We start from the raw sequence: 11,900 nt of genomic DNA, 5'->3' as shown, positions 1-11,900 counted from the left end.
GCCGGCCTCCGCGGCCCCGCGGTCTGTTCCTTGCGGGCTGAGCGGTCCGGCCACGTTCGGCGGCCGCAGCGGGTAGGTTTTGGCCAGCCGATCCACTGCGGGAGATCATCGATGTCGTACGCCGCCCAGCCGCCCGTTGCCGCGCCTCCGCAGAGCGTGCCCGGCGCGCCACCGGCGCCCGGCCGCCCGGCGGCTGTCACTGTCGCTGTCGCTCTGCTCTGGACCATGGCGGTTGCCGGGTTCGTCTATGCGGCCGGCATGGTGGCGGTGACGCCCGGAACGGTCGGCCGGTTCCGTGACGCCACCTCCGGATCCGAGGTCGCGGAGAACTTCATCGCCGTGGTCTGGCTGGACTCGGCGGTCGGCGCCGTGGTGGCACTGCTGATCGTGGCGCTCTTCGTGGTGCTCGGTCTCGGCCTGCGGCGGGGCAGCCGGGTGGCCTGGGGTGTGACGCTCGCCGTCTGCGCGCTGGGCGTGCTCGGCGGCTGCGGGTCGGTGGCGGCGATCGGCACCCAGCAGTCCGGTGACGCGGTGTCGGGCTCGCTCGGCGAGGCTCTGAACGAGGCTTATCCCGCGGGCTGGATCGGCCTGAACGCCGCTGTGGCGGTCGCTCAGGTGATCGCGTACCTGATGGTGGGTTTTCTTCTGCTCCTCGCCCCGCGTGCTTTTTTCAGCGGCGCCGGGGCTTCGGTCACCCACGGCGGGATGCCGCCGGCCGGTTTCGGGTACGGGATCCCGCCCGTATACCCGCCGAGTGAGTCGGCCGTCACAACTTCTCCGTGGGCCGCGCCACAATCGGCGGATCAATACTCCCCATCGGATCAATCTCCGTCCGAAGCGGATCAGAACGTGGTTCACCCTCCGGTGCAGAAGCCGGCACCCCGTCCCGAAGACGAGTTCTGGTCACGACCTTCCGACTGAACTCGCCGGTAACAAACGCAAACCAGCCCGGTATCGACGACTGTGGGTCACTCGAACGGGTACAGACCGTTTCTACGAGCGTCACCCGATCGGCTGTCCGGATAGATGTCGGTCGTCCGGACGGTGGGTGTTTTCGCCTGGACGGGCAAACGTGATTCTGGGCTCTCACAGGAGTCTCACAGCGCATCCACCAGGTGATCCTGAGGTGCGCAGAGGTACCGTGGCGACGTTACCTGCTTTGAGCTGCATCTATGGTCGGGGGAAAGGCTGACGTCCCATGGGCGATTGGTAAACCTTCTTTACAGAGGCCGGCAATCCCCTGGGTCAATAGTTCCGTTCCGCCCCGGCGGGGCGAAAGATTCCGGTTTTAGTCCAGCCAGTACGCTCGATGTCATGGAAGCACGGCACGACCTGGGTAAATTCATCACTGAATTAGCCGTCGCGCAGCGTGGCGCCGTGCTTTCATCGGGTCGTGAGCTGTTGGGTTCGGAGAGTGGCGTCCAAAAGATCGCGCAGTGCCGCGTGATGGTCTCGATGCGTTCTGTTGCGGGTCATCGTCCGAGATCGGTGAGCCGAAACAATCGACGAATTGACAATGTGGGCCGCCTCACTCCGGAGACGGGGATCGAGAGCTCGACACGGATGGGTAGCGACCAGATGGCGGCTGAGGCGTTGCAGGAGGCAGAGACCGAAGTCGGTGTCGCAGGTTTTGGGCGAGCGGATGCGGGAGCGGTGCGGTTTGCCGGCCCTCTCAGCCGGTCGGCCGTCCCGGCGATCGATCTCGGCCTTACGGCCTGAAAGTTAGCCGGTTCGTCCCTGCACACATGCAGGAGAATCGATGCAGTTGGTGGAAGGATGGAGATCGTGGGAACTGCGTTGGCGGAAATGACTATGCCTCAGATCTCGCCGCTTGCTGGCGAGCCGATTGAACGCGCTGACGCCGAGCGCCTGGCGGGAGTGCTGAAGGCGCTCGCCGACCCGGCCCGGCTGCGGCTGCTGAGCCTCATTCAGTCCGCGACTGATGGCGAAGCGTGCGTCTGCGACCTGACGGCCCCTCTGGGCCTTTCGCAGCCGACCGTGAGCCACCACCTCCGGATTCTGACGGAGGCTGGTCTTCTGGAGCGCGAGAAGCGTGGTGTCTGGGCGTACTACCGCCTGGTGCCGACGGCGATCGCGACGATTGCGGACCTGCTCACCCCGCCGCGCAAGCGGGCCACCAAGAAGGCCCGCTGATCCGTTGGGAAACGCCTGGCGTCACTGAAACATGGGGGCGTGACGCCAGGCCGAGGATCAGGAGGAACGGGTGAACTACGTTCCCGGCGACCTGCGTGACCAGCTGGCACACGTGGGTTACGACGTGGTGCAGGCGGGCCTCGTGTGCGGGTCGGGCGGCAACCTGTCCGCCCGGATCCCTGACGAGGACGCCATCTGGGTCACCGCGAGTGGATCCTGGCTCGACCGGCTGAGCCGCAACACTTTCGCGCCGGTCCGCATCTCCGACGGCGAGCCGGCCATGGTCGGCACGACGCCGCCGCCGCGGACCGAGCCGACCAGCGAGCTGGCGCTGCACCTGGCGCTCTACCGTGCCCGCCCGGACATCAACGCGGTGGTCCATCTGCACCCGCAGACGGCCCTGCTGCTGGACGCCCTCGGCGAGCACATCCGGATCGTCACCACCGACCACGCGTTCTACCTGCGCCGGGTGTCGACGGTTCCGTTCCGGCTGCCGGGCAGCACCGAGCTGGCGTCGCTGACCGCGGCGATGGCCGCTGACGGCACCGACTGCCTGGTGCTCAGCCAGCACGGCTGCGTCGTGATGGGCGACTCCGTCGAACTGGCACACAAACGGGCTCGCAACCTGGAGGAAGCGGCCTCTCTGACCTACCGGGCTCTGACGGCGGGCCGGCTGGAGAACCTCCGGGACTGCCCGGAAGAGTTCCTGGACCGGCTGCACGGCTCCACTGCCGTCACGGTCTGAGAAACGCGGAACGGCCCGGCACCCCTGGGAGGGGGCCGGGCCGTTTTTCGTAGCCGGGGTCAGCGTGGCCAGTTCTGGTTCTGCTGCCCATAGGGGTCGTCACCCGACGCGGGCGTGCCGTACACCGCTCCCGAGGACGGCGGCGGGTACTGCTGACCGCCGTACTGCCCGGTGGGCTCGTCATAGCGGTCCTGCTCGCCGTGCTGCGGCTGCCCGTAGGACTGGGGCTGCCCGTATGCCTGGGGCTGGTATGCCTGCGGCTGGCCGTGTCCCTGGCCGTATCCCTGCTGCGGCGGCTGGCCGTAGGTCTGGCCGCCGTAAGGCTGCTGGTGGTGCGGGTGGATCTCCTCGTGGGCGGCGTCCGCGGCCCCGGCCACGGTGGCCGCGGCGACCACGCCGAACGCCTCGGCCGGACCGGGGCCGTCGGCGGGGGCGTTCTTCTTGTGCTTCCGCTCGCGGAGGATCTCGATCAGGATCGGCAGCACCGAGATCAGAACGATCAGCGCGACCACCGGCAGGATGTAGTGGTCGATCTGGTCGCCGATGGCGTCGTAGATCTGCTGGGCCAGCAGGTAACCGATCAGGATGATGCCGTCGGTCCAGAGGATCGCGCCGACCACGTTCCAGATGAAGAACTGCCGGGCGGGCATGCCGAGGGTGCCGGCGACCGGGTTCAGGAAGGTCCGGACGATCGGGATGAACCGGGCGAGCACCACGGCCTTGGCCGGGCCGAACTTCTCGAAGTAGTACTCCGCCTTCTCGACGTACTCCTTCTTGAAGAGCTTCGAGTCGGGCTTGTCGAACATCCGACGGCCGTACCTCGCACCGAGCCAGTGTCCGAGCTGGGCACCGGCGATGGCACAGAGCGGCGCGCCGATCAGCAGGGCGGTGATCGACAGCTTGCTGCCCGGACCGAAGATCGAGTCGGCCACCGAGGAGGCCGCGACGCCCGCCAGGAACAGCAGGGAGTCACCCGGGAAGAAGAAGCCGACCAGCAGGCCGGTCTCCGCGAAGAGAATGGCCAGAACGCCGGGAACCCCGAAGGCCGATAGCAGGTCCTTCGGGTCCATCGGGTTCAGAGCGAGCTGCTCGGTGAGCGCATGGATGTCCACGAGGAGCCAGGGTACCGGCCTGTACAAGCCGGTACCTGAATGAATCCTGTGGACACCGTTCGCTCGTCAGAAAGTCACCCGGTGGTCACAACCGGGGGTCGACCGGCTCGGACTCGGCCGCCAGGATGGCGAACACGAGCTCGTGCACCCGCCATGCCGGCGCGCCCTCGGCCAGCCGATCCAACGCGGCCAGACCGAGGCCGTGCTCTCGCAGCGCGAGCGCCCGCTTGCGGCCCAGGTTCCGTCCGCGCAGCCGGTCCAGCTGTTCCGGGCGGGTGTACTCGGGACCGTAAATGATCCGCAGGTACTCCCGGCCGCGGCATTTCACGCCCGGCTGCACGAGCCGGCCGGACGCGTCCGTCGCCGCCAGCCCCGCCCACGGTTTGACCACCATGCCCTCGCCACCGCCGGCGGTCAGCGCGAGCCACCAGTCGGTCGCGGCGGCCTCCGCCGCCGGGTCGTCCAGGTCGACGTTCATCCGCCGGGTGGGCGTGAACAGCTCCGGGTCTGCCGCGACCAGGAGGTCCGCCAGCGCCAGGTGCCAGTCATGGTCCTTTCCCGAGTACGTGTGACCGGCACCCGCCAGCACCGCGAACGGAGCGAGAGTGACACCGGTCAGGCCGTCCGTGGGTTTCACGTACGCCCGGTACGCGGCCGAGTAACCGTCGATCTCCGCCGCGCGCAGTTCGAGCCGGTCCCGCAGCGCCGCCACGTCCAGCCCGCGACCCGCCGTCCGGTCGAGCACGGCCAGCGCCGCCGGCAGCGCCGACCGTCCGGCCGCGCCCACACCGGCGTAGTGGTCGCGGATCAGCGATCCGGCCTTCGCCGACCACGGCAGCAGCTCGGCGTCGAGCAGCAGCCAGTCGGTCTCCAGCTCGGCGAAGAGCGGCGCCGCCGCGGCACGGACTCGGGCGAGCAGCGGCTCGTCCAGTTCCGGACCGAAGAACGGCCGCCCGGTACGCGTCCAGATCGCATCCCCGGCGCCGGATGCCGAGACCCGCACCACGGCTCGCGAACCCATGTGCTTCTCCTCGCAGACCACCCGGCTCACCCCGGCGGCCCGCAGATCGGCGAAGGCCGACGACGGGTGCTCGAGGTATCCGTCCACGGTCGAGCTGGAGCAGGGCGCCATCGTCGGCGGCAGCCACACCAGGGTCTCCGGGTCGACGGCGAACCGGCCCATCACCTCCAGGGCGGCTGCCGCGTTCTCGGCGGGGACGGTGGTTCGCCCGTACCCGTAATCGATGTGACGACGGCCCGTCACGTCCGCGATGTCCAGACCCGAGTCGGGTTTGGTCGCGACCGCGACCAGCGGTCGCACCGGCGCGTAGTACTCCTTCGCGGCCGGCACCGCGACCAGCTCGCGCGACGGCCAGCGCAGTGCGGTGAGCGAGCCACCGAAGACGCAACCGGTGTCCAGGCAGATCGTGTTGTTGATCCACTCCGGCACGGGCGTCGGCACGTGGCCGTAGACGACGGCGGCCGAGCCCCGGTAGTCCTTCGCCCAGGGATAACGGACCGGCAGGCCGTACTCGTCGGTCTCGCCGGTGGTCTCGCCGTAGAGCGCGAAGCTACGCACCCGGCCGGACGCCCGCCCGTGGTACGCCTCCTTCAGGCCGGCGTGCGCGACCACGAGCTTGCCGTCGTCGAGCACGTAGTGGCTGACCAGGCCCTCGATGAAGGCCTTCGCCTCGGCCACGAACTCGTCCGGCTCGGCGGCGAGCTGCTCCAGCGTCTCCGGCAGACCGTGGGTGAGCTGCACGTTGCGGCCGTTGAGCTTGCGGGCCAGTTTCTGCTCGTGGTTTCCCGGCACGCAGATCGCGTGACCGGCCGCGACCATGCCCATCACCAGGCGCAGCACGCCCGGCGAGTCCGGTCCGCGGTCGACCAGGTCACCGACGAAGACGGCCTTGCGTCCCGGCTCCGGGTGCACGGCGTCGACCGGACGCCCCCGCTCGTCGCGGACCAGGTCCCAGCCCAGCTTGCCGAGCAGCAGCTCCAGTTCGGCGCGGCAGCCGTGCACGTCGCCGACGATGTCGAACGGCCCGTGCTCGTCGCGGCGGTCGTTGAAGAGCTTCTCGTACCGGATCTCGGCGCCGGCGATCTCCTCGGCGCCGCGCAGCACGTGGATCTTGCGGAACCCCTCGCGGCTCAGCTGGTTGAGTGAGCGTCGCAGGTCACGGTGCATCCGGGTGAGCACCTGACGGCCGAACGTGCGGTCCGCTCGGGCCTGCGTGCGCTCCCAGGCCAGCGACTCCGGCACGTCCAGCACGATCGCCACCGGCAGCACGTCGTGCTCCCGGGCGACCTTGACCAGACCGGCCCGGGCGTGCGGCTGCAGGTTGGTCGCGTCGACGACGGTGAGCCGACCGGCCGCGAGGCGCTTGCCGGCCACGTAGTGCAGCACCTCGAAGGCGTCCGCCGACGCGGACTGGTCGTTCTCGTCGTCGGCGACCAGGCCGCGGAAGAAGTCCGACGAGAGCACCTGGGTGGATTTCCAGTGCTTGCGGGCGAACGTCGACTTGCCGGAGCCGGAGATGCCGACCAACGCCACGAGGGCGAGGTCGGGAACGTCGATGATCATGCGGACACCTCGGTGCTGGTGAAAAGGGCGAGCTGAGTCGGTGCGCCGGTGACCTCGTGCTCGTCACCGACGCCGCGGATGGTCACCGTGTAGCCGTGCTCGGCGGCGACCCGGCCGGCCCAGCCGGCGAACTCGGCACGGGTCCACTCGAAGCGGTGGTCCGAGTGGCGCATCCCGGTCAGCCCTTCGTAGTGCACGTTGTACTCGGCGTTCGGCGTGGTCACGATCACCGCGCCGGGCCGCGCGTGCCCGAAGACGGCGGTCTCCAGCGCCGGCAGCCGGGTGAGGTCGACATGCTCGATCACCTCCATCAGCACCGCCGCGTCGAAGCCGCGCAGCCGGTCGTCGCGGTAGGTGAGCGCGGTCTGAATCAGCTTGATCCGGCCCCGCTGCCGTTCCGGGAGCCGGTCCAGCCGCAGCCGCCGGGCCGCCTGCTCCAGCGCCCGGCTGGACACGTCCGCACCGACGATCTCGGAGATCGATCGCTGCTTCATCAGCGCGGTGAGCAGGGCGCCGCCGCCGCATCCCAGGTCGAGCACGCGGGTGGCGGCCACCTCGGCCAGCGCGGCGAGGACGGCGTCACGCCGCTGCTCGGCGAGCGGCGCCCGGCGCGGCACCGGCAGCTCGGCGTCCTCCTCGGTGGCCGGCTCCTCGCCCGCGTCGAGCAGCTGCAGCGCCGTGGTCGCGAGCGACTTGCGGTGCGCCAGGTAGCGGCGGGCGATCAGCACCTTCTCCGGGTGGCCGGCGAGCCAGCCCTCCCCCGAGCGCAGCAGCTTCTCGATCTCGTCCGGGGCGACCCAGTAGTGCTTGCCGTCGTCCAGCACCGGCAGCAGCACGTACAGGTGGTTCAGCGCGTCGGCGAGCCGCAGCTCACCGGAGAGGCGCAGGTCGACGTACCGGCTGTCGCCACTGGGCCGGCCCGCCGGGGAGGACCGAGGCAAACCCGCGACGACCTCCGGCTCCAGCGGGATCGGGGTGGCCGTCACCGTCCAGCCGAGCGGCGTGAAGAGGCGGGTCACCAGGTCGGTGGTGCCGCGCAGCACCGGCACGTGGACCTCGAGCGGGATCGGTGTGGCGGCCAGCTCCGGCCGGTCCTTCGACGCGCCGCGAAGGGCGCTGCGGAACACCTTGGCGAGCGCGCTCGCCAGCAGGCTGGACGCCGCGTACGGGCGATCGTTGACGTACTGACTCAGCTCGAAGGCGTCCCGCTGTGCCCGCAGGCGCCGGGGGTCGACGTCCAGCAACAGCGCAGCCGTGCACCGCTCCTCGGTCGCCTCGGGGTACATGACGTACGCCGTACCGGTGGGCACGTCGAAGGAGTGAACCTTCTCGGGGTGCTTGACCAGCAGGTAGCCGAGATCGGTCGCGGGCCGGTGAGTGGTCGTCAGGGTGAGCAGCACCCGCTGATCGTGTCAGCGGGTGCGCTTCGGGTCGATCGAATTGCCGTGGTGGTCAGGGGTGATCATCGCCGCTCTGTCAGCGGTAGTCGTCGTCGAACGCCACGGTCCGGCCCTGCTCCTGAGCGTCCCACTCGTTGGCGTCGGCGACCACGGGAACGTCGTCCCCCTCGTCGTCCTGCCAGCTCGGAACGGCGGCCACCGCCTGCTCCGCCGCGTCCACCTCAGGTGTCTCCAGGTCGAGGTGCTCGATCGGGTGCGTCATGGCCGGCTCCCTTCGCTCGTCGCCGCCTCGTGGCGATGCGGCTTCCCCGCCGCCTCCTATGGTGCGGCTTCCCCGGTGAGGATGCCGCGCAAACCGGCACGTGTCGCCGGATCTCGCGGTTCAGCCGACCGGGCCGGAGCGACGGCGGGACAGGAAGCGGACGCCCGTGCCCACGGCCAGCAGGAGGAGGCCGCCGGTCAGCAGGCCACCCGGCCCGGTGATCGGCAGGTCGTCGCCGCCCGCCACGTCGATCACGATGGACGCCGTGTCGTTGTCGTTCGCCCCGCTGTCGGACAGCTCCTGGACCTGGACCGAACCCTTCTGTCCGGGCTTCTCCTCCACCTCGACGTCGAAGTCGTAGACCTCGCGCTGGCCCGGTTCGAGCGCCGCCACCGTCGCGCACGGGAATCGGTTCGGGTCCTTCGCGCTGCAGACGGCGCCGGTGCCGTCCATGTACGTGTGCGGCGGCAACCGGACGTCGAAGATCACGTGGTTGTTCTCGAACAGGTCCGGATAGAGGCGGCCGGGCCCGTTGTTGACGACGCCGATCCGGACGTTCACGTCGCTGCCGGCCGTCGCCGTCACCTTGTCGCCGACCGCGGCGAAGTCCGCGACCGCCCCACCGGCGACCGCGACGGTGACCGCGCCGTTGTTGTTCGTGTAGTCCAGCTCGACCTGCGGCGTGCCGGCCGCCGAGGTGACCTCGGTGAGGGCGAGCTCGCCGCCGTCACCGGGCTGCCGGTCGCCGAAGATGTCGTCGAGCAGATCCTCCGGCCAGGACGCGACAAGGTCCTCCCACTCGGTCACCGACGTCCAGGAGAACTCGCTCTCCAGTCTGCTCCCGTCGATCGCGTCGTCGGGTATGCCGATCCCGAACGGTTCCGCGAGCTCGTACGTCGTACCCGGCTGCAGTGTGGTGTCGAAGGTGCAGAGGACCGCGTAGCCGTACTCGCAGTTGCTGTATCTGGTGCCGGTCAGCACGTCCGGTCGCACGCCGAGGAAGAGCGCCACCCCCTCGGCCGCGGTGCTCCCGGCGTTGTGGAGACGCCCGGTCAGCTCGGCGGTCTCGCCGGGAGCCGACTCGACCGCGTCGCTTTCCAGCGCCTCCAGGCTGATGCCCTCGCCGATGCGTACCGGGGATTCGCTCGTGCTCTCCGTGCCGTCACCGACCGACGCGGTGACCTTGACGACGCCGGCGTCGCCGGCCTCCGCGTCCGCCTTCGGCTTGATCCCGAAGTAACCGAGGCCGAACAGCGGCGCGGTGCCCTCCAGGTAGGCTCGGACGCTGCACACGAACGTGGTCCCGCCGGCCGTGCAGCCGCCCTCGGACGGCGCCGCGCTGGCCGTGCCGCTCACGTTGTCACCGGTGGGCGACAGGCTCCCGAGCGCGATGCTCTGGAACGCCTCGGTCAGCTCGACCTCCGCGAACGACGTGATGCCGGAGTAATCGACGGTGTAGTTGATGACGTCGATGCCGGATGTGTCGCCCGCGTCGACCGCCGCCCAGAGCAGCGCCTCCTGACCCTCTCCCCCGGGCGCGAGGGTGAGCTGCTGGAAACGGGTGGCGATGGTGGCCTCGGTCGCTGCGGCGATGGCCGGAAACGGACAGCAACCGACGGCGAGCAGGACCGCTGACGCAGTGGCCGCGATCCGCCCGGCAAATGCGGACATGACATGAAGGTTATTCGTCGCTTATCCGGGATATGCCGGAATGGCGGTCCGAGTTTCGGGGCGATTTCCGCTACGCACCGCAACTGCGGAATACTGCCTGCTGGAGGACAGCGCGGTCCTGCCCTCTGCTTCCCGTTCCAAGAGCAAGGAGCGCCCGATGCCTATCGCTTCCCCCGAGGTCTACGCCGAAATGATCGATCGTGCCAAGGCTGGCGCGTTCGCTTACCCGGCGATCAACGTGACGTCCTCGCAGACCCTCAACGCGGCCCTGCAGGGCTTCGCCGAGGCCGGCAGCGACGGCATCGTCCAGATCTCCACCGGTGGTGCGGAGTACGCCTCCGGCCCGACGATCAAGAACATGATCACGGGCGCGGTCGCGTTGGCCGAGTACGCCACCGAGGTCGCCAAGAACTACCCGATCAACATCGCGCTGCACACGGACCACTGCCCCAAGGACAAGCTCGACAAGTACGTCCGTCCGCTGATCGCGATCTCCCAGGAGCGCGTCAACAAGGGCCTGGCCCCGCTGTTCCAGTCGCACATGTGGGACGGCTCGGCCGTGCCGCTGGACGAGAACCTGCGGATCGCCGAGGAACTGCTCGCCGCGTCCGCCGCCGCGAAGATCATCCTTGAGATCGAGGTCGGCGTCGTCGGTGGCGAGGAGGACGGCGTCTCCGCCGCGATCGACGACAAGCTGTACTCCACCGTCGAGGACGGCCTGGCCACCGCCGCCGCGCTGGGCCTGGGCGAGAAGGGCCGCTACCTGACGGCTCTGACCTTCGGCAACGTGCACGGCGTCTACAAGCCGGGCAACGTCAAGCTCCGCCCGGAGATCCTCAAGGAGATCCAGGACGCGATCGGCGCGAAGTACGGCAAGGAGAAGCCGCTCGACCTGGTCTTCCACGGTGGCTCGGGCTCGCTGCTCTCCGAGATCCACGGCGCGCTGGACTACGGCGTGGTGAAGATGAACATCGACACCGACACGCAGTACGCGTTCACCCGCCCGGTCGTCGACCACATCATGCACAACTACGACGGTGTGCTGAAGGTGGACGGCGAGGTCGGCAACAAGAAGGCGTACGACCCGCGTGCCTGGGGCAAGCTGGCCGAGAACGGTCTGGCCAAGCGCGTCGTCGAGGCCTGCGAGCACCTCCGCTCGAGCGGAACCACCCTCTCGAAGTAATTCGATCCGGCAGCGGCCGGTCCCCGAACGCGGGGACCGGCCGCTGTTGTCTTGCGTGGTTACACAGCGACATGGGTACGATCAGACGTTCAAGATCGGCGGGACGGTGATCGTGCTCGGCATCGAAGGCTGGAAACCCGAATGGCATCACGATGCCGAAGCCCTCGCCGCCACTCATCGACACATGTTTGTGCGGCTCATCGGGCGCAAACTGCGATCAAGCTGGCTCATGTGGGACGTGGCGCAGCGCGGCTGGTTCGCGGACGGCCCGGTGATCCTGGACTTCGGCCTGAGTCAGGTAGAGATCACTCACCGTAAATTCGACGAGTGCGCGATCACCTGGGACCAGATCGACATGGCTCAGTCCATCGACTGGTACGAACACTTCGACTGGCGCTCCGACCCGCACGCCGCGCTGCGCAAGGCCCGCGGCCGCCCGCTCCGAGCCGTCAACATCATCGAGCGGACGACGTCGGCGGACTGGCGGCCACGGGTCCTGCATGCCGTCGAGTTCCTGTTCGACGGGGCGCGGCTCGCGGTCTACAACGCGATGGACGAGAACGGGCTCACCGATGTGCCGGAGGCGGATCTGCCGGCGGTGCACTGGCGCCGGGTCCACGTGGCGTGAGGTTGTGCTCCGTCCGTGAAGTGCTGGTAGTTCTCGCGGTCAGGCGCAGTGGCCTGGCCCTAGCCTCAATGCCGGGTAGTTAAGGATCCGGGCTGGTCGTCAAGGCTGGTCCGGCGAGGACCGTGAGGCTGATGGTGGCCTTGTAGGTTCGGCGGTCGATG

Annotated in this window: 11 protein-coding genes; 6 read left to right on the top strand and 5 right to left on the bottom strand. The window is 69.1% G+C overall.

What is annotated here, in order from left to right:
• Positions 1–111 precede the first annotated feature (111 nt).
• The 4 genes from AB0F72_RS02385 (at position 112) to AB0F72_RS02370 (ending at position 2,899) form a co-directional block, all read left to right on the top strand.
• Positions 112–921 carry a hypothetical protein gene (locus tag AB0F72_RS02385; RefSeq protein ID WP_360423859.1) on the top strand — a complete coding sequence of 270 codons (810 nt, stop codon included), beginning with the start codon at positions 112–114 and terminating at the stop codon, positions 919–921.
• A gap of 393 nt (positions 922–1,314) precedes the next feature.
• Positions 1,315–1,719 (top strand): hypothetical protein, encoded by a 405-nt coding sequence (locus AB0F72_RS02380; protein ID WP_360423856.1) that lies wholly within the window; start codon positions 1,315–1,317, stop codon positions 1,717–1,719.
• A gap of 57 nt (positions 1,720–1,776) precedes the next feature.
• Positions 1,777–2,154, top strand: coding sequence for a metalloregulator ArsR/SmtB family transcription factor (locus AB0F72_RS02375; protein WP_014440216.1), 378 nt, complete (start codon positions 1,777–1,779; stop codon positions 2,152–2,154).
• Positions 2,155–2,224: 70 nt separating this feature from the next.
• On the top strand, positions 2,225–2,899 hold the full coding sequence (locus AB0F72_RS02370) for a class II aldolase/adducin family protein (protein WP_360423854.1): 675 nt from the start codon (positions 2,225–2,227) through the stop codon (positions 2,897–2,899).
• Between the two features lie 59 nt (positions 2,900–2,958).
• Here the strand turns inward: AB0F72_RS02370 and AB0F72_RS02365 are convergent, their stop codons facing one another.
• The 5 genes from AB0F72_RS02365 to AB0F72_RS02345 all read right to left on the bottom strand — a co-directional run bounded on the left by AB0F72_RS02365 (position 2,959) and on the right by AB0F72_RS02345 (position 9,928).
• On the bottom strand, positions 2,959–4,011 hold the full coding sequence (locus AB0F72_RS02365) for a DedA family protein (RefSeq protein WP_360423851.1): 1,053 nt from the start codon (positions 4,009–4,011) through the stop codon (positions 2,959–2,961).
• An 85-nt stretch (positions 4,012–4,096) separates the two neighbouring features.
• On the bottom strand, positions 4,097–6,595 hold the full coding sequence (locus tag AB0F72_RS02360) for a polynucleotide kinase-phosphatase (protein WP_360423849.1): 2,499 nt from the start codon (positions 6,593–6,595) through the stop codon (positions 4,097–4,099).
• Positions 6,592–7,995, bottom strand: coding sequence for a 3' terminal RNA ribose 2'-O-methyltransferase Hen1 (locus AB0F72_RS02355; RefSeq protein WP_360423846.1), 1,404 nt, complete (start codon positions 7,993–7,995; stop codon positions 6,592–6,594). The genes AB0F72_RS02360 and AB0F72_RS02355 overlap by 4 nt, the downstream gene beginning before the upstream one ends.
• 76 nt (positions 7,996–8,071) lie before the next feature.
• The gene (locus AB0F72_RS02350; RefSeq protein WP_360423843.1) at positions 8,072–8,257 is read right to left on the bottom strand and encodes a hypothetical protein; all 186 of its coding nucleotides are present in this window, start codon (positions 8,255–8,257) and stop codon (positions 8,072–8,074) included.
• A 120-nt stretch (positions 8,258–8,377) separates the two neighbouring features.
• Complete coding sequence (locus AB0F72_RS02345) at positions 8,378–9,928, bottom strand: hypothetical protein (RefSeq protein ID WP_360423840.1); 1,551 nt, start codon at positions 9,926–9,928, stop codon at positions 8,378–8,380.
• 157 nt (positions 9,929–10,085) lie between these two features.
• Between AB0F72_RS02345 and fbaA the strand changes: the two genes are divergently transcribed.
• Both fbaA and AB0F72_RS02335 read left to right on the top strand, forming a co-directional pair.
• Positions 10,086–11,111: a class II fructose-bisphosphate aldolase gene (gene fbaA / locus AB0F72_RS02340; protein ID WP_360423837.1), complete on the top strand. Its 1,026-nt coding sequence runs from the start codon at positions 10,086–10,088 to the stop codon at positions 11,109–11,111.
• Positions 11,112–11,166: 55 nt separating this feature from the next.
• Entirely contained in the window at positions 11,167–11,739 is a 573-nt protein-coding gene (locus AB0F72_RS02335) for a hypothetical protein (protein WP_360423834.1), read from the top strand.
• The last annotated feature ends 161 nt before the right edge of the window (positions 11,740–11,900 follow it).

Origin of the sequence: Actinoplanes sp. NPDC023936, assembly GCF_040639325.1 — a bacterium.
Classification (GTDB): Bacteria; Actinomycetota; Actinomycetes; order Mycobacteriales; family Micromonosporaceae; genus Actinoplanes.
The sequence above is the reverse complement of the archived record's forward strand: the minus strand, read 5'-3'. Positions and strand labels throughout refer to the sequence as shown.

Excerpts from the sequence above, each read along its gene's own strand:
- AB0F72_RS02385 (WP_360423859.1), top strand. The coding sequence starts at position 112 with ATGTCGTACGCCGCCCAGCCGCCCGTTGCCGCGCCTCCGCAGAGCGTG.
- AB0F72_RS02380 (WP_360423856.1), top strand. The coding sequence starts at position 1,315 with ATGGAAGCACGGCACGACCTGGGTAAATTCATCACTGAATTAGCCGTC.
- AB0F72_RS02375 (WP_014440216.1), top strand. The coding sequence starts at position 1,777 with ATGGAGATCGTGGGAACTGCGTTGGCGGAAATGACTATGCCTCAGATC.
- AB0F72_RS02360 (WP_360423849.1), bottom strand. The coding sequence starts at position 6,595 with ATGATCATCGACGTTCCCGACCTCGCCCTCGTGGCGTTGGTCGGCATC.
- AB0F72_RS02350 (WP_360423843.1), bottom strand. The coding sequence starts at position 8,257 with ATGACGCACCCGATCGAGCACCTCGACCTGGAGACACCTGAGGTGGAC.
- AB0F72_RS02345 (WP_360423840.1), bottom strand. The coding sequence starts at position 9,928 with ATGTCCGCATTTGCCGGGCGGATCGCGGCCACTGCGTCAGCGGTCCTG.
- fbaA (WP_360423837.1), top strand. The coding sequence starts at position 10,086 with ATGCCTATCGCTTCCCCCGAGGTCTACGCCGAAATGATCGATCGTGCC.